Here is a 16,414-nt window from a genome sequence, read left to right as displayed (position 1 = left end):
GGCGCACGGGGCCGGCCGGGTCGTGGGGCGGTACGAGAACGGGCCACCCCGAACCTGAACCCCGGGGTGACCCGGTGGCAGATTGTGCCACAGCGGCATAACCTGCCGTCGCCGACGGTCCACCGGGTGTCACCGCCCCGTGGTGCCCCGTGACGTCCTGCCGACGGTCAAGCGCCGTCAGTCTGCGGCACTTCCCCCGCCCGGCTCAGCCTTGCACCCAACACCCTTACGTAATCCACAAGTTCTCGCGGTTCCCGGACCGTGAAGTCGCAGCCCACCATCGCGATCCGCACCGCCAGCCAGTCCACCGAGTCGCTGGAGGAGGCCCGCAGCCGACAGCTGTGCTCGTCGACCGCCTCGGGCGCGCCGACCCAGGCGGGCACACGCGCCGCGACGAACTCGGCCGGGGCGGCGAACACGACGTCGAAGGTGTAGGTGTCCTGGCGCCGGTACATCGACCGCCGCAGGAACTCGGCCGCGTCCCCTTCCGGCAGCTCCCGCGGGGTGAACCGGGCGCCGGTCGCGAACGGCTCGGTGACCCGGTCGACGCGGAACGTCCGCCAGTCGCCGCGGTCCAGGTCGTACGCGACCAGATACCAGCGGCGCCCGGTGGAGACCAGCCGGTACGGCTCGGTCAGCCGCCGCGACGGAGTGCCGTCCCCGGAGCGGTAGGCGAACCGCAGCCGTTCCGGTCCCGCGATGGCCGACGCCATCACCGTCAGTGTCTCGGGCGCGATGCTGGCCCCGTCCCCGCTGGTCAGCGGGGTGGTCGCGGCCTGGAGCACGGACACACGGCGGCGCAGCCGGGACGGCAGCACCTGCTCCAGCTTCGCGAGGGCCCGCACCGAGGCCTCGTCGACCCCCGCGACCGCGTGCCCGGCACCGGCCCGCAGGCCCACCGCGATGGCCACGGCCTCCTCGTCGTCGAGGACGAGCGGGGGCATCGCCGTGCCGGCCACCAGCCGGTAGCCGCCGTCCGCGCCCTTGGTCGCCTGCACCGGATAGCCCAGCTCGCGCAGCCGGTCGATGTCCCGGCGGACCGTACGACGCGACACCCCGAGCCGCTCGGACAGCTCGCCGCCGGGCCACTCGCGGGGCGTCTGGAGCAGGGAGAGGAGCTGGAGGAGCCTCGCCGGCGTATCCGTCGTCATGCCTTCCAGGGTGCCGGAGAACTAGGACATGGTCTGACCTAATCGGCCTTTACGTTGGTCGTATGACCTCCACCGACACCCCCGAGACAGCGCTCGGCAGCCCGGCACCGGGCGCCGCGGCCGACCGACGGCGCTGGTTCGCCCTCGCCATCGTGATGACCGCGGCCTTCATGGACCTGGTCGACGTCACGATCGTCAACATCGCGATCCCGTCGATCCAGCGGGACGCGGGCGCCACCTTCAGCCAGATCCAGTGGATCACCGCGGGCTACGCGCTGGCCTTCGCCGCGGGGCTCGTCACCGGCGGCCGGCTCGGCGACATCCACGGCCGCAAGCGGCTCTTCCTCCTCGGCGTGGCCGGCTTCACGGTCGCCTCCGCGCTGTGCGGTTTCGCGGTGAACCCCGAGATGCTCGTCGCCTCGCGCATCCTCCAGGGCGCCATGGCCGCGATGATGGTGCCCCAGGTCCTGTCGATCGTGCACGCCACCTTCCCGGCGCACGAGCGCGGCAAGGTCTTCGGACTCTTCGGCGCGATCGTCGGACTGGGCGCGGTCTCGGGCCCGCTCCTCGGGGCGCTGCTCACCGAGTGGAACCTCTTCGGCCTGGAGTGGCGGCCGATCTTCCTCATCAACCTGCCGGTCGGTGTGGTCGCGCTGATCCTGGGCCGCCGCTTCATCAGCGAGTCCAAGGCCCCGAAGGCGCTCAAGCTCGACCTCGTCGGCGTCGCCCTCGTCACCCTCGGCCTGCTGATGCTGCTCTATCCGCTGACCCGCGGCCGCGAACTGGGCTGGCCGCTGTGGGGCTACCTGTCGATGGCCGGCTCCCTCGCGGTCTTCGCGGCGCTGGTGGCGTACGAGAGGCGCAAGACGGCGCGGGACGGTTCCCCGCTGGTCGAGCTGTCGCTGTTCAAGGTGAAGAGTTTCGCGGCGGGCATCGCCGTACAGACCGTCTTCGGTGTCGCGCTCGGCATCTTCTTCCTGGTCTGGACGCTGTACATGCAGATCGGACTGGGCTGGAGCCCGCTGCGGGCGGGCCTGACCGGTGTGCCGTTCTCGATCGCGGTCTCGGCGGCGGCGGGCATGTCCGTGCAGCTGCTCGTGCCGCGCTTCGGGCGCAAGGTGCTCCAGGCGGGCGCACTGGTCATGGCGATCGGTGTGCTGCTCTACATCTGGGAGTCCGACCGCTACGGCATGGGCATCGCGTCCTGGCAGATGGCCCTCCCGCTGGTGGTCATGGGCGCGGGCATGGGCTTCATCGTGGCGCCGCTGACGGACGCCGTGCTCTCGGACGTCCCGCGCGAGCACTCGGGTTCGGCCTCGGGGCTGATCAACACCGTGCAGCAGATGGGCAACGCGCTCGGCCTCGGCCTGGTCTCGGTCCTCTTCTTCGGCGAGATCGGCGACCGCCTGACCGCCGCCCAGGTGGGCCCGGCCTTCGTGAACGCCTTCCAGCACGCGCTGGGCTGGGTCGCCGCCGTGCTGGCCGTCATCTTCCTGCTGATGTTCGCCCTGCCGAAGCGCCCGGCCCAGCACGTGGAGGGCGCCCAGGACGAGCCGGTCACGCAGGACCAGGGCCAGGATCAGGACCAGGGGCCCGGGCCGGATCAGAGCCAGAACCAGGACGAGCTGATTCCCGCGGGCCAGGGCTGAGCCCCGCGCGACAGGGCGGTGCTCTCGCGGGCCGGGGCCGATCCCCGTCCCGCGTCCGCCCTCATCCGCGTGACACGGAGGTCCGAACGGGGAGGGGCCCGGCACCCGAGGTGCCGGGCCCCTCCCCGTCTCAGCCCAGTCGTGCCGCCCGGCGCTCCATCGCGTCCCGGGCCGCGTCCTCGGACGCGTACACCTCGCACATGTGCCGCCGGTCCGGGGTCGCCGTGTGCTCGACCTCCCACAGGGAGATCTCCCGCCCGTCGCGCAGCAGGAACGCGTGCTCGTAGAGCGAGAAGCAGAGCCCGGCCTGCCCGGCCCGGCAAGGACGCCCGAAAGCCTGGGTGATCTGGTGCGCGAACGCCTCCCGGAGCAGCAGGGAGGTGAGATCGGCGTCCGGCCGGTCCGGATTCTCCGCGCGCCGCAGAAGCCGCCGCGCGTGATCCGCCGAGTCGTCGGGCACGTAGGTGTGCCGCGGCTCCGGGATCGACGACAGCTGCACGAAGACCGGCAGTTCGAAGTCCGGCGCGTCCGGCGGCAGCGGGAGCCGGGCCGTGGCGGTCCGCAGCTCCTCCTCGTCGACATACACCTCGTGCTGGGCGTCGCGGCCCGTCGCCGTGTTGTGCACCAGCTCCCACAGCGTCACGGCGGAACCGTCGGCGAGCAGCCAGGTGTGCCGGTACGTCTCGCGGTGCAGCCCCGCGCTGTGGTGCGCGGAGTGCAGCGAACTGTCGTGCGCCAGCGCGCAGTCGAGCCGCCGTATCGCCTCGTCGGGCAGCTCGAACGAGTTCAGGGCGCGGCCAAGAAGTCGTGCGAGATGCTCCTCCGGAGACTCGGGCGACTCGGGTGGTTCGTACGCTGCTGTCTCGTACGGAACGCTCAAGGTTTCTCCCGGCGTTGCTGCATGTCACCTTGTGGGTGCATACCGTAGCCCCTCGGTCGGACATCATGTCCGCGAACCGAGAAAACGTGCGGACGGAAAACGGGCGGGCCGCGCGACGAGTTCCCCCGCGGCTCGCGGGAACCTCAAAAGGCCCTCGTCAGAAGGCACTTCCAGCGGTTCAAGTGTCCCGCGAAAGGTTCCGGCCGTCGCCCCCATTGTCCGGCAAGGCGCCCTTGCCGCACCAGTTCCCGGCCGCTACGAACTCCCCCGTCCAGCCTCCCCGTACAGCTCCTCGTACGACGGCCACGCCCCGCCCGCCCCGTCCACCGGCTCCGCCGCGCGCACCGCGCGCACGATCGCGCGGGTCACCAGGTCCGCGCCCGCCGCGAGGATCTCGTTGAGCGCCAGGGGGTTGCTGGCGGCGAGCGGCCGGTCGCCCGTGGCCAGCGCGAACACCGTGTCCCCGTCGTTCAGCAGATGCACCGGCCGTACGGCCCGCGCGATCCCGTCGTGCGCCGTACCCGCGAGCTTCTGCGCCTGCGCCCGGGTCAGAGCGGCGTCGGTGGCGACGACGGCGAGCGTGGTGTTCAGTGGCGGCGGCGCGTTCCTCGCGGCGGCCTCCGCGAGCCGCAGCCGGGCGGCCTCGCGTACGGCGGCGGACGGACCCGCCGTACGTCCCCGCGCCAACTCCCCGTACAGCGCCCCCGTTTCCGGCTCCACCACCGAGCCCACCGCGTTGACCACCACCAGCGCGCCCACCGTGACACCGGACTCCAGCACGGCGCCGGCCGTCCCGACCCCGCCCTTGAGCTGCCCGACCACCGCCCCCGTGCCGGCGCCCACGGAGCCCTCGCGCACCGGGGCGCGCAGCGGGCTCGCGTCGGCCGCGCCGACCGCGGCGGCTCCGGTGGAGGCGTCCGGCCGCGCCCGGAAATCGCCGCCGCGCCCGAGATCGAAGACGCAGGCCGCGGGCACGACGGGGACGACATGCGTCGGGTCCGGGCCCACCCGCACCCCGCGCCCGCGCTCCTCCAGCCAGGCCATCACACCGGACGCCGAGTCCAGCCCGTACGCGCTGCCCCCGGTCAGCACCACCGCCTCGATCCTCTGGACGAGGTTGCGCGGATCGAGCGCGTCCGTCTCCTTGGTGCCGGGCCCGCCTCCGCGCACGTCCACGGCGGCGATCACGCCCCCCTCGGGAGCGAGCACCACCGTCGTCCCCGTGAGCCAGCCCTCCCCGCTGCGCGTCGCGTGCCCGACCCGCAGCCCCACGACATCTGTCAGAGCGTCAACCGTCATGCGCCCAGTCTTCCCCGGCCGCGGCCCCGAGGCCCCTCTCTGCGCCGCTCCCTACGCGCCTTCCACCGCTCCGGTCGCCGCCTCCGGTGTCGCCGTCCGCGTGGTCATCACCACCCCGGCCGCCACCGACAGCGCGGAGACGACGCCGGCGGTCAGTACCGCCCAGTCGCCCAGGAAGGTGCACAGGATGACGAGCAGGGCGGTGGCCGGCAGGACGACCTGCTGGGCGATGCCGACCTTGAAGTGGCGGGAGTGCAGGCCCCAGACGGCGAGGAAGTACAGGGCGGTCGGCAGCGTCACCGCGGCGGACGCCGAGAGCGCCGAGATGTGCGCCGTGCCGACCGTTTGCTCCACCGCGACCTCGAGTCCCGCGCCGATCGCGGCGGCCGACGAGAAGATCAGATAGTGGCCGTACCCCCACAGGAAGGCCTGTCCGCTGGAGCGCAGATGGCCGTGGATCGGGACCACGAAGTAGATCCACCAGGCGGAGAACACGATCAGCAGGCCGCCCGCCGCGATGGGCAGCAGCTCGCCGAGCGCGTCGTGCTCGTCGACGGCCGACTTCACCGCGACGGTGGCCGCGGCGATCGTCTCGCCCAGCACGATGATCGTGAACAGTCCGTACCGCTCGGCGATGTGGTGCGGATGCCAGGACGTGGTGAAGTCCTTCTCCGCGTAGAGCGGGACGCACAGCTCGGCGAGGGCCACCACCAGGAAGACCCACGGGCGGCCCGCCTCCGGGGCGAAGAGCAGGCCGAGCCAGCCGATCTGGCACAGCAGCACGCCGCCCGCGTACCGCAGGGCCGTGGTTCTCTCGGTGCCCTCGGTGGACCGGGCCACCCGCAGCCACTGCGCGATCATCGCGAACCGCATGATGGCGTAGCCCAGCCAGACGACCAGGAAGTCGTGGTTCTCGAACGCCTTCGACACCCCGGCCGCGAGGACCAGGACGCCGGCGATCTGCACCAGCGTGACCACCCTGTAGAGCACGTCGTCGTTGTCGTAGGCCGAGGCGAACCAGCTGAAGTTCATCCACGCCCACCAGATGGCGAAGAAGATCATCGCGTAGTCGAGGATGCCCTGGCCCGCGTGCCCCTGCGCCACGGCGTGCACCAGCTCGGAGCCCGCCTGGGCGATGGCCACCACGAAGCACAGGTCGAACAGGAGCTCCAGCGGTGACGCGACGCGGTGCTCCTCCTCGCGGCCGCGGGCGGTCATCCTGCGCAGCGGCCAGTGGCCCGCGGACCGTGGTGAGGAGGGGGGTTCCGGAGCGGAGCGGGAGGTCATGGGGCCAAGCACAGCAGAAAAGTCCCGCGAACGCCCGGCTCGGCCGCCCGCGCCCGCGGCGTACGCTTGGAGCATGAGCCCCGCCCCCGCCCCCGAACCGCGTGATCCGAAGCCGGCCCTGGTCTTCGACGATCCGCTGAACCAGCAGTCCTCGGACGATACGGACCGCGGGTGGGGCGAGCGGGCCGACGGCACCGGTGACAGCGCCGCCGACCTCAGGCGCTTCCTCGACGAGAAGCCGCCCCACCACATCTGAGCCCGGCCCGGGGTGTTCCCGCCCCCGGGATCGCGGCCTCCGGCCCCGGCGCGACGGCGCCCGCCGTGCCGGCGGGCCCGCGCACCCGGCTCCGCCGTCAGTACGGGCGGTGTCCCTGACCGCGCTGGGCGATCAGTTCGTTGCGGATCTCCTTCAGCACCTCCAGCTCGGTCACCTCGATGACCTCCCGCGTGCCGTCCTTCGCCTTCTGGCGCTCCGCCTGCCGGGCCAGGAACTTGGACATCGGCAGCACCATCAGGAAGTACACGACGGTGGCGGTGATCAGGAACTGGAGCGAGGCGCCCAGCACCGAGCCCCACATGATGCGGATGCCCGTGGCGTTCGCCCCGGTGCCCGTGCAGGGGCTCTCCAGGCAGGAGTAGTAGCTGTCGAGGTTCTTCGTGCCGACAGCGCCGATGAGCGGGTTGATGATCCCCTTCACCACGGAGTTGACGATGTTGGTGAAGGCCGCGCCGATGACCACGGCGACAGCGAGGTCGATGACGTTGCCCCGCATGATGAAGGCCTTGAAGCCCTCCCAGACACCGGGCTGATGATTGTCGCTCACTAGGAGGCCCCTCCGCGCAGGTTGTGGAACAAACAGCTCCGCAACCTACGGCAGGTCCTACCCGGACCGGTGAACTGGGTAGCTCGTGCGAGGGACTTGAGACGGTTTCGTCGTTCATCGCAAGGTCACCGCCAGCCGTGACGTCGTGCCCGCGCCCGCCAGCCGCACGGCCGTCGCGCGGGGAACGGAGAGGACGACCAGCGCCCCGGTGCCGGTGGCGCCGACGTCCGGGACCCCGGTGACGCGCGCCCCGGCCGCGACCACCCGCACCTCGCCGCCGGCGTCCGCCGCGACCACGTCGACCCGGTCGCCGGGGCGCAGCAGGCTCACCGTCGCGCCGTCGGCGATCCGGACCGGCGCCCGCACCGTCCCCGCCGCACCCGGACCGCGTACGCGCGAGGCGGTGGAGGCGGACGCGGAGGCTGCCGGGGGGCCGGACACCGGGTGCCCGCGCCCCCGCCCGTCGTCCCCGGGGCCGGCCGCCACGAGTGCGGCGGCCGTCATGGCCAGGCAGGCGGCCGCCGCCCGCCTCCTGTGCCGGGTCAGCAGGCGCAGACGATGGCGCGCGCCCCGCACCCGCACGGGCGCGAACTGCGGCACCTCGCGGGTCGGAGGAGTGTCCGCGCCCGGCGGACGGATGTGCTGGGAGAGCTGTGCCATGGTGACCACCACCTGCGACGAGGGACCGGCTTGCGCTCCCACGATGAGCTCTCGCGGCCGAACCCGTGGGCGCCCGTGGACAAGCGGCGCCCTGTGGACAGCTCCCTCACCCGAACGGGAGGTTCCGCCCTTGTTCAGGCCGGGGTCACGGCAGCTCGAAGCCCGGGTCCATCCCGCCCAGCGCGTTGGTGCACAGGCAGTCGCGTGATCCGTTCGCCGGCAGTGCCGCGACCGCGTCGAAGAGCACGCCCCGCAGCCGGTCCACGTTCGCGGCGAACACCTTCAGCACCTCGTCGTGCGAGACGCCCTCACCGGACTCGGCACCCGCGTCGAGATCGGTGACCAGCGTCAACGACGTGTAGCAGAGCTCCAGTTCGCGGGCGAGCGCGGCCTCGGGGTGCCCGGTCATGCCGACCACCGACCAGCCCTGCGCCTGGTGCCAGAGCGATTCGGCCCGGGTGGAGAACCGCGGACCCTCGACGACCACGAGCGTGCCGCCGTCCACCGGCTCCCAGTCGCGTCCCCGCGCGGACTCCAGGGCGACCTCGCGGCCCACGGGGCAGTACGGGTCGGCCAGCGACACGTGCACCACGTTCGGCACCGTGCCGTCGGGCAGCGGCAGCCCGTCGAAGAAGGACTGCGACCGGGCCTTCGTACGGTCCACGAACTGATCGGGGACGAGCAGGGTGCCGGGCCCGTACTCGGGGCGCAGTCCGCCCACCGCGCAGGGCCCGAGGATCTGGCGGGCGCCGACCGAGCGCAGCGCCCACAGGTTCGCCCGGTAGTTGATCCGGTGCGGCGGCAGATGGTGGCCGCGGCCGTGACGCGGCAGGAAGGCGACCCGCCGCCCGGCGATCTCGCCGAGGAAGAGGGAGTCGCTCGGCGGCCCGTAGGGGGTGTCCACCCTCAGCTCGGTCACGTCGTCGAGGAAGGAGTAGAAGCCCGAGCCGCCGATGACGCCGATCTCGGCCGGGGCCGTCGGCCGCCCGCCGGCGGCCGGGGTCTGTGGGTTCTCCGTGTTCGCCATGAACGGCACCCTACGGGCTGCCCCGGACGGCGGAGACGGGCGGGAACGCCGAAGACCCCGTCGTCGTGCGACGACGGGGTCCCGTGGAACGAGCCCTGTGAGGCCGGGTCGCCCTGCGGCGGGGCCGCGCGGCGAGGCCTGGTGGCCACGGCGGACCGGGGCCGCGGCCCCTGCGGACCGTGGGTCCTTAAGCGGCGGAGCTGCCGGCCGAGCCGGTGCCCGACGACTTCGCGCCCGAGGACGACGAGCCGGACGTCGACGACGAGGACTTCGTGTCCGAGGACGTGGACGACGACGTGGTCGTCGACGGCTTCGACGCGGGCGAGCTGCTCGACGAGGAGCCGCGGCTGTCGTTGCGGTAGAAGCCGGAGCCCTTGAAGACAATGCCGACGGCCGAGAACACCTTCTTCAGGCGGCCGTTGCAATTCGGGCATTCGGTCAGGGCGTCATCGGTGAACTTCTGCACCGCCTCGAGGCCCTCGCCGCACTCGGTGCACTGGTACTGGTAGGTCGGCACTTGTCTTCCTCCTGGCACTCTCACTCAGTGAGTGCTAACGACGGTCCATACTGACGTATTCCGCGAGATCAGTCCACTGTCACCGGCACGCGGTGACCGACGCCACGTGCGACGGCGCGGCTCGGGGTCTCCGTGGCGAGACGCGACCTCAGGGTCACGAGGGTCGCCAGGGCCAGTGCGGTACCGGCCATCGGGACCAGGAACCCCGCGCCGTCCCACAGCCTGTCCTCCAGCTGTCCCGCCACCGTGACGGCCGCCGCCTGGCCGAGCGCCACGGCGCCGGTGAGCCAGGTGAAGGCCTCGGTGCGGGCGCCCTGCGGGACGAGGCTCTCGACCAGCGTGTAGCCGGTGATCAGGCTCGGAGCGATGCACATGCCGACCACCAGACCGAGGCCGGCGAGCACGATCACCGAGTTGGCGGCCCACAGTCCGGAGGCGGCCAGCGCGAGGGCGGCGTACCCGAGGACGAGACGCCGCTGCGGGGCCACCTTCCAGGCGACGGCGCCGCAGACGATGCCCGAGAGCATGTTGCCGGCCGCGAAGACGCCGTACAGGACACCGTTCAGGCCGGGCTCGCCGATCGACTGGCTGTACGCGGCCAGCGAGACCTGCATGCCGCCGAAGACCGAGCCGATGCCCAGGAAGGTCATGACAAGAACGCGCACCCCGGGGATCCGCAGGGCGGAGACGTGCTCCACGCGCGCGTGCCCGGCGGCGGTGACCGCGGGCTGCGTGCTCCTCTGCGCGGCGAACAGCAGACCGCCGACGAGGGTCAGCGACGCCTCGGTCAGCAGGCCCGCCGCCGGGGCGACGGCCGTGCACAGCGCCGTGGCGAGCAGGGGGCCGAAGACGAACGTCAGCTCGTCCGTGACGGACTCGAACGCGGCCGCGGTCGGCATCAGGGGCGAGTCCTGGAGCTTGACGCCCCACCGGGCCCGCACCATCGGGCTGATCTGCGGCACGGAGGCGCCGGTCGGCACCGCGGCGGCGAAGAGCACCCACAAGGGGGCGCCCGCCAGCGCGAGCGCGGTCAGGGAGAAGCCGGCCAGGGCGTGCACGAGGACGCCGGGCAGCAGGACGGCCCGCTGTCCGTTCCGGTCGGCCAGACGCCCGGTGAAGGGCGCGAACAGCGCCATGGAGACACCGGTGACGGCCGCGACCGCGCCGGCGGCACCGTAGGAGCCGGTGGTGTGCTGCACGAGCAGCACGATGGAGATCGTCAGCATGGCGAACGGCTGACGGGCGGCGAAGCCGGGGAGCAGGAACGTCCAGGCGCCGCGGGTGCGCAGCAGCTGTCCGTATCCCGGGCGGGAGGTGACCGTGGATGCCACGGCCCGTGCCTTTCTGCCGCCTGGTAGCGCGCCCGTGCGGGGGCGCCGAGAGCTGTCCTCTTGCGCGGATCTGCGGTAGATACCGGCGCCCCCTGCGGAAGGACGTCACGGCCGCCATACGGTCGCGCCAGCTCTGCGTCAGGCAGAGTTGGTTCGATCAAGGTGTGCGTTCATCGTACAGGGGGTGACCCTCGGGCCGGGCCTGTGAAAAAGAGCACGATGTGGTCGCACGCCTGTGAATGCCCCCCACTTCTTCCGGATTCATGTTCGAAGTCACGTAAGAACTTCGCCGGACCGGTCACAGACCCGTTCGGTGCTGTGTCCGGTGTTCCGTCCCGCCGTCCCCGACGCCCAGCCAGTCGGCGAGCTTGCCGCCCTGGCCCACCGCGCGCAGCCGCCGCTCGGTCGCGTCGCGGACCGGGTCCGTCGCCACGACCAGCAGTTCGTCGCCGAGACGCAGCACCGTCGTCGGCGCGGGCACGAAGGACTTCGCCTCGCGGACGACGAGCGTGACCGCCGCGCCCGGGGGCAGCCGCAGCTCGCCCACCTCGACACCGTGCATCCGCGACCCCTTGGGGATCGCGACGGACAGCAGATGGCCGCGCAGCCGCTCCAGGGGCGCCGACTCGATGCCGAGGTCGGCGGCGCCGGTGGACTCCCCGAGACGGAGCTTGCGGGCCAGCCACGGCAGGGTCGGACCCTGGACGAGGGTGTAGACGACGACCAGGACGAAGACGATGTTGAAGATCCGTCTGCTCCCCTCGATGCCGCTCACCATCGGGATCGTCGCCAGGATGATGGGCACGGCGCCGCGCAGCCCCGCCCAGGACAGCAGTGCCTGCTCCTGCCACGGGATGCGGAACGGCAGCAGGCTCGCGACCACGCTCAGGGGCCGCGCCACCATCGTCAGCACCAGGCCGATGAGCAGGGCCGGGACGATGTCGTCGCCCATCTCGTGCGGGGTGACCAGGAGTCCGAGCAGCACGAACATGCCGATCTGGGCGATCCAGCCGAGCCCCTCGGCGAAGCCCCGGGTGGCGGGCCAGTGGGGCAGTTTCGCGTTCCCGAGCACCATGGAGGCGAGGTAGACGGCGAGGAAGCCGCTGCCGTGGGCGAGTGCGCCGGCGGCGTAGGCCGCGACGGCGATCGCCATCACGGCGATGGGGTACAGGCCGGAGGCCGGCAGTGCCACGTGCCGCAGTCCGTACGCGCCCAGCCAGCCGACCGCGAGACCTATGGCGGCGCCGATGGCCAGCTCCAGCGCTATCTCGCCGATCAGCGCGTACCAGTGCTCCACCGGGCCCGCCGTGGAGAACGCGACGACCAGGATGACCACCGGGGCGTCGTTGAAGCCGGACTCGGCCTCCAGGATGCCCGTCACGCGCGAGGGCAGGGGGATCTTGCGCAGGACCGAGAAGACGGCCGCCGCGTCCGTCGAGGAGACGACCGCCCCGATGATGAGCGCCTGGTGCCAGTCGAGGCCGATCAGCCAGTGCGCGGCCGCGGCCGTGACGCCGACGCTCACCGCGACGCCCACCGTCGCCAGCGCGGAGGCCGCCGGCAGGGCCGGTCTGATCTCCCTCCACTTCGTGCCGAGACCGCCCTCGGCCAGGATCACGACCAGGGCCGCGTACCCGATGACCTGGGTCAGTTCGGCGTTGCTGAAGTGGATGTCGCCGATCCCGTCCTGGCCGATCGCGACGCCGATCCCCAGGTACACGAGCAGGGTGGGAAGCCCGCTGCGTGAGGAGATCCGGACCGCCGCCACCGCGAAGAGCAGGACGAGCGAGCACACGAGCAGGAGCTGGTTGAGGTGGTGGACAGTCAGGGGCTGTTCCTTTCTCGCCGATCCGGTCCGCCGGTGCGGCGGCCGGATCCCGGCACCGGAAGCCGGCCACTTCAGTGCAAGTACTTCGTTACCTTACCTAACTCTTGACGCTTTCTTGACGTTCCCGGGGGCAAGATCGAACAGTCGTGCTTCCCGGTTTCCCACTCCGCGTCAAGGCGCGGTTGGCCCTGCGCCTATGGTTGCCCCAGCACTCCGTGACCGCCTGCCGCTCGCGTTAGGACAGCAAGGACAGCGATGCCCCCCAACACCACCGCCTCTTCCGGCCAGCAGCCCGGCAAGTCCGGCAGGAAGAAGGGGCGCAAAGCCCGACTGTTCTTGATTGTCCTGGTTCTCGCCATCATCGGAGGCCTTGCCTTCGGCGCGTACTGGAGCGTCAGCACGGTGCGCGCCTCCTTCCCGCAGACCAAGGGCTCCATCCAGCTCGACGGCCTGTCGGGCCCCGTGACGGTGCAGCGCGACGGCAACGGGATCCCGCAGATCTACGCCTCGTCCGACGAGGACCTGTTCATGGCCCAGGGCTTCGTCCAGGCGCAGGACCGGTTCTACGAGATGGACGTGCGCCGCCACATGACCTCGGGCCGGCTGTCCGAGATGTTCGGCGGCGGGCAGGTCAAGAACGACGAGTTCCTGCGCACCCTCGGCTGGGACCGGATCGCGAAGAAGGAGTACGACACCAAGCTGTCGCCCTCCACCAAGAAGTACCTCCAGGCCTACTCCGAGGGTGTCAACGCCTATCTGAAGGGCAAGAGCGGCAAGGACCTCTCCCTGGAGTACGCGGCGCTCGGCTTCACCAACGACTACAAGCCGACCCGGTGGACCCCGGTCGACTCGGTGTCGTGGCTCAAGGCGATGGCCTGGGACCTGCGCGGCAACATGCAGGAGGAGATCGACCGCTCCCTGATGACGAGCCGCCTCGGCCCGAAGCAGATCGCGGACCTGTACCCGGAGTACCCGTACGGCCGGAACAAGACGATCGTCCGCGAGGGCTCGTACGACAGCGTCACCGGAACGTACGGCCCCACCGCCTCCACCTCGACGACCACGGCCGGCACCGGGCTCGCGGGCAACACCGCGGCGCCCACCGGCTTCCAGAGCCAGCTCTCGGGGCTCTACAAGGTCCTCGACGGCCTGCCCACCGCCGTCGGCGTGAACGGCAACGGCATCGGCTCCAACTCCTGGGTCGTCGCCGGGAGCCACACCATCACCGGCAAGCCGCTGCTCGCCAACGACCCGCACCTGTCCGCGTCGCTGCCCTCGGTCTGGTACCAGATGGGCCTGCACTGCACCGCGATCTCCGCCAAGTGCCAGTACGACGTCACGGGATACACCTTCGCGGGCATGCCCGGTGTGGTCATCGGCCACAACGCGGACATGGCCTGGGGCATGACCAACTCCGGGGTCGACGTCACCGACCTCTACCTGGAGAAGGTCACCGGCGACGGCTACACGTACGACGGCAAGGTGCTCCCCTTCACCACCCGTAAGGAGACGATCAAGGTCGCGGGCGGTGCCGACAAGACGATCGTCGTCCGGCAGACCCAGGACGGGATGCCGCTGCTCTCCGACCGTGACGACGAACTCGTCCAGGTCGGCAAGAAGGCCACGGTCGACTCCGGGGCGCCCGACCGCGGCGACGGCTACGGGATAGCACTGCGCTGGACCGCGCTGGACCCGGGCAACACCATGGACGCCGTCTTCGCGATGGACAAGGCGTCGAACTGGTCCGAGTTCCGCAAGGCGGCCGCCTCCTTCCAGGTGCCGTCCCAGAACCTGATCTACGCCGACGGCGCCGGCGCGAGCGGCAACATCGGCTACACGCTCCCCGGCAAGATCCCCACCCGCGCCAAGGGCGACGACGGCTCGCTGCCCTCGCCCGGCTGGGACTCCAAGTACCGCTGGACCGGCTACATCAAGCAGTCCGCGCTGCCCTACGAGTACAACCCCAAGCGCGGCTACATCGTGACCGCCAACCAGGCGGTCGTCGAGCCGGACAAGTACCCGTACACGCTCACCACCGACTGGGGCTACGGCACCCGCAGCCAGCGGATCACCGATCTGATCGAGGCGAAGACCAAGGGCGGCGCCAAGATCTCGACCGATGACATGCGCCAGATGCAGCTGGACAACAGCAGCGAGATCGCCAAGCTCATCGTGCCCAAGCTGCTCAAGATCGACGTGCCCGACAAGGACGTCCGCGACGCGCAGAAGCTCCTGGAGGGCTGGGACTACACCCAGGACGCCGACTCCGCCGCGGCCGCCTACTTCAACGCCACCTGGCGCAACATCCTCAAGCTCGCCTTCGGCAACAAGCTGCCCAAGGAGCTGCGGGTCAAGGGCCAGTGCCTGTGGGTCGAGCCCGCCGACAACACCGGTCCCGCGGACGAGGACCAGCTGGTGCGCGAGTGCGGCGAGCGCGAGCCCGACCAGGCGCAGCCGGACGGCGGCGACCGCTGGTTCGAGGTGGTCCGCAAGATCATCGACGACGAGCACAACGACTGGTGGAAGCTGCCGGGGACGCGTACCCAGGACGCCTCCACCAGCCGGGACAAGCTGTTCGCCCGGGCCATGACGGACGCCCGCTGGGAGCTCACCGCCAAGCTCGGCAAGGACATCGACACCTGGAACTGGGGCCGGCTGCACCGCCTGTTCCTGAAGAACCAGACGCTCGGCACCGAAGGCCCCGACTTCCTCCAGTACATGCTCAACCGCGGCCCCTGGAACCTCAGCGGCGGCGAGGCGACGGTCAACGCGACCGGCTGGAACGCGGCGGGCGGCTACGGCGTGGTCTGGGTTCCCTCGATGCGGATGGTCGTCAACCTCGGGGACCTCGACAAGTCCAAGTGGATCAACCTCTCGGGCGCCTCGGGGCACGCCTACAGCGCGCACTACACCGACCAGACGGAGCTGTGGGCCAAGGGAGAGCTCCTGCCGTGGGCCTTCAGCAAGAAGGCCGTCGACGACAAGACGAGCGACACGCTGGTCCTGAAGCCCTGAAGCCTCGGCGGTCCCGCCGCAACAGGTGCCTGACGGAAGAAGCGGCCCTCCACGCACGCGTGGAGGGCCGCTTCGCGTTCGCCGCCTGCCGGCGGAAGCCGACCGGCGCCCGGCGGCCGTCAGCGGAAGCGGCGCACTCCGGAGGGGGTCACCACCGCGTGGACGGGCCGGTCGTGGGCCTCGGCCGGCACCCGGTCCACGACCTCGGTGTCGTACAGGAGCACCACGAGCGCGGGACCGGCCCCCGAGCGCTCCAGCCGGGCCAGGACGCGGTCGTACGAGCCTCCGCCGCGCCCCAGCCGCATCCCGCGCGCGTCGACGGCGAGGCCGGGCAGCAGGACGGCGTCGGCCTCCTGGACGGCCTCGGGCCCCAGCCGCTCGCCCGCGGGCTCCAGAAGGGCCATCCTGCCGCCGTGCCGGACCTCCGCCAGGGACTCGGGCCCGGTGTACGCGCCCCAGTCCAGGTCGTTGTCCGGCAGCAGGACCGGCAGCAGGACACGCGCCCCGCGCGCGCGGAGCGCGTCCAGGAGCGCGAGCGTTCCCGGTTCGCTCCCCACGGAGACATAGGCCGCCACCGTGCGGGCCCGCGCCAGTTCGGGCAGTTCCAGGGCGCGGGCTGCCAGGGCCTCGGTGGTTTCCCGCACGTCACCGGCCGTCAACCCGTTTCTCACCCGCAGGAGTTCCCGTCGCAACGTTCGCTTGTCAGGATCCGGTTCAGGTCCGGCGTTTCTCACAGGTGGCTCCTGTAGTTCTCTTGATCCGCTCATATGATCTTGAATCATCCGGAGTCACAGATTCTGCACATAGCCACCGGTTATGGTTGCGGACATGACTGAGTCGCACCCCAGGATCACCAAGGCTGTCATTCCCGCGGCCGGCCTCGGCACCCGGTTCCTGCCGGCCACCAAGGCCACTCCCAAGGAGATGCTGCCGGTCGTCGACAAGC

At 71.4% G+C, this 16,414-nt stretch carries 14 protein-coding genes and 1 pseudogene; 4 read left to right on the top strand and 11 right to left on the bottom strand.

All coding sequences use genetic code 11. From position 1 onward, the window contains the following. Nucleotides 1-167: 167 nt before the first annotated feature. On the bottom strand, nt 168-1,151 hold the full coding sequence (locus tag ACFWI4_RS28705) for a helix-turn-helix transcriptional regulator (RefSeq protein WP_387201811.1): 984 nt from the start codon (nt 1,149-1,151) through the stop codon (nt 168-170). A gap of 62 nt (nt 1,152-1,213) precedes the next feature. Between ACFWI4_RS28705 and ACFWI4_RS28700 the strand changes: the two genes are divergently transcribed. Beyond that, nucleotides 1,214-2,800: an MFS transporter gene (locus ACFWI4_RS28700; RefSeq protein ID WP_387201808.1), complete on the top strand. Its 1,587-nt coding sequence runs from the start codon at nt 1,214-1,216 to the stop codon at nt 2,798-2,800. A gap of 130 nt (nt 2,801-2,930) precedes the next feature. Here the strand turns inward: ACFWI4_RS28700 and ACFWI4_RS28695 are convergent, their stop codons facing one another. The 3 genes from ACFWI4_RS28695 to ACFWI4_RS28685 form a co-directional block, all read right to left on the bottom strand. Next, entirely contained in the window at nt 2,931-3,680 is a 750-nt protein-coding gene (locus ACFWI4_RS28695) for a DUF6227 family protein (protein WP_385395455.1), read from the bottom strand. 255 nt (nt 3,681-3,935) lie between these two features. Further along, nucleotides 3,936-4,979, bottom strand: coding sequence for a P1 family peptidase (locus tag ACFWI4_RS28690; protein WP_387201805.1), 1,044 nt, complete (start codon nt 4,977-4,979; stop codon nt 3,936-3,938). Between the two features lie 51 nt (nt 4,980-5,030). Continuing rightward, nucleotides 5,031-6,266 carry a low temperature requirement protein A gene (locus ACFWI4_RS28685; RefSeq protein ID WP_387201802.1) on the bottom strand — a complete coding sequence of 412 codons (1,236 nt, stop codon included), beginning with the start codon at nt 6,264-6,266 and terminating at the stop codon, nt 5,031-5,033. Between the two features lie 73 nt (nt 6,267-6,339). Here ACFWI4_RS28685 and ACFWI4_RS28680 point away from each other — a divergent pair, with 73 nt between their 5' ends. Further along, complete coding sequence (locus ACFWI4_RS28680) at nt 6,340-6,522, top strand: hypothetical protein (RefSeq protein ID WP_385395464.1); 183 nt, start codon at nt 6,340-6,342, stop codon at nt 6,520-6,522. A gap of 97 nt (nt 6,523-6,619) precedes the next feature. Here ACFWI4_RS28680 and ACFWI4_RS28675 read toward each other — a convergent pair whose 3' ends face one another. The 6 genes from ACFWI4_RS28675 to ACFWI4_RS28650 form a co-directional block, all read right to left on the bottom strand. Then, nucleotides 6,620-7,039, bottom strand: a complete 420-nt coding sequence (locus tag ACFWI4_RS28675; RefSeq protein WP_385395657.1) for an MscL family protein — start codon at nt 7,037-7,039, stop codon at nt 6,620-6,622. A gap of 165 nt (nt 7,040-7,204) precedes the next feature. Further along, nucleotides 7,205-7,750 (bottom strand): hypothetical protein, encoded by a 546-nt coding sequence (locus ACFWI4_RS28670; RefSeq protein ID WP_387201799.1) that lies wholly within the window; start codon nt 7,748-7,750, stop codon nt 7,205-7,207. Between the two features lie 145 nt (nt 7,751-7,895). Then, complete coding sequence (locus tag ACFWI4_RS28665; protein WP_387201796.1) at nt 7,896-8,777, bottom strand: S-methyl-5'-thioadenosine phosphorylase; 882 nt, start codon at nt 8,775-8,777, stop codon at nt 7,896-7,898. A 187-nt stretch (nt 8,778-8,964) separates the two neighbouring features. Next, nucleotides 8,965-9,294, bottom strand: a complete 330-nt coding sequence (locus ACFWI4_RS28660; RefSeq protein ID WP_387201793.1) for an FmdB family zinc ribbon protein — start codon at nt 9,292-9,294, stop codon at nt 8,965-8,967. 68 nt (nt 9,295-9,362) lie between these two features. Further along, a complete protein-coding gene (locus tag ACFWI4_RS28655) occupies nt 9,363-10,625 on the bottom strand; it encodes an MFS transporter (protein WP_387201790.1) in 1,263 nt (420 codons plus the stop codon). Between the two features lie 298 nt (nt 10,626-10,923). Further along, entirely contained in the window at nt 10,924-12,501 is a 1,578-nt protein-coding gene (locus ACFWI4_RS28650) for a potassium/proton antiporter (protein WP_387201936.1), read from the bottom strand. Between the two features lie 207 nt (nt 12,502-12,708). On the opposite strand from ACFWI4_RS28650, the gene ACFWI4_RS28645 reads away from it, so the two are divergent. Then, nucleotides 12,709-15,468, top strand: a complete 2,760-nt coding sequence (locus ACFWI4_RS28645; protein WP_387201787.1) for a penicillin acylase family protein — start codon at nt 12,709-12,711, stop codon at nt 15,466-15,468. Nucleotides 15,469-15,587: 119 nt separating this feature from the next. Here the strand turns inward: ACFWI4_RS28645 and ACFWI4_RS28640 are convergent, their stop codons facing one another. Beyond that, a complete protein-coding gene (locus ACFWI4_RS28640) occupies nt 15,588-16,235 on the bottom strand; it encodes a 5-formyltetrahydrofolate cyclo-ligase (RefSeq protein ID WP_387201784.1) in 648 nt (215 codons plus the stop codon). 61 nt (nt 16,236-16,296) lie between these two features. Here ACFWI4_RS28640 and ACFWI4_RS28635 point away from each other — a divergent pair. Further along, a pseudogene (locus tag ACFWI4_RS28635) lies at nt 16,297-16,414 on the top strand (UTP--glucose-1-phosphate uridylyltransferase); the annotation flags it as partial.

It is taken from the genome of Streptomyces sp. NPDC127038 (assembly GCF_042725875.1).
Lineage (GTDB): Bacteria > Actinomycetota > Actinomycetes > Streptomycetales > Streptomycetaceae > Streptomyces.
The sequence above is the reverse complement of the archived record's forward strand: the minus strand, read 5'-3'. Positions and strand labels throughout refer to the sequence as shown.

Coding starts and splice junctions, on each gene's coding strand:
- ACFWI4_RS28705 (WP_387201811.1), bottom strand. CDS start 1,151: ATGACGACGGATACGCCGGCGAGGCTCCTCCAGCTCCTCTCCCTGCTC.
- ACFWI4_RS28700 (WP_387201808.1), top strand. CDS start 1,214: ATGACCTCCACCGACACCCCCGAGACAGCGCTCGGCAGCCCGGCACCG.
- ACFWI4_RS28690 (WP_387201805.1), bottom strand. CDS start 4,979: ATGACGGTTGACGCTCTGACAGATGTCGTGGGGCTGCGGGTCGGGCAC.
- ACFWI4_RS28685 (WP_387201802.1), bottom strand. CDS start 6,266: ATGACCTCCCGCTCCGCTCCGGAACCCCCCTCCTCACCACGGTCCGCG.
- ACFWI4_RS28680 (WP_385395464.1), top strand. CDS start 6,340: ATGAGCCCCGCCCCCGCCCCCGAACCGCGTGATCCGAAGCCGGCCCTG.
- ACFWI4_RS28675 (WP_385395657.1), bottom strand. CDS start 7,039: ATGCGGGGCAACGTCATCGACCTCGCTGTCGCCGTGGTCATCGGCGCG.
- ACFWI4_RS28670 (WP_387201799.1), bottom strand. CDS start 7,750: ATGGCACAGCTCTCCCAGCACATCCGTCCGCCGGGCGCGGACACTCCT.
- ACFWI4_RS28665 (WP_387201796.1), bottom strand. CDS start 8,777: ATGGCGAACACGGAGAACCCACAGACCCCGGCCGCCGGCGGGCGGCCG.
- ACFWI4_RS28645 (WP_387201787.1), top strand. CDS start 12,709: ATGCCCCCCAACACCACCGCCTCTTCCGGCCAGCAGCCCGGCAAGTCC.
- ACFWI4_RS28640 (WP_387201784.1), bottom strand. CDS start 16,235: ATGAGCGGATCAAGAGAACTACAGGAGCCACCTGTGAGAAACGCCGGA.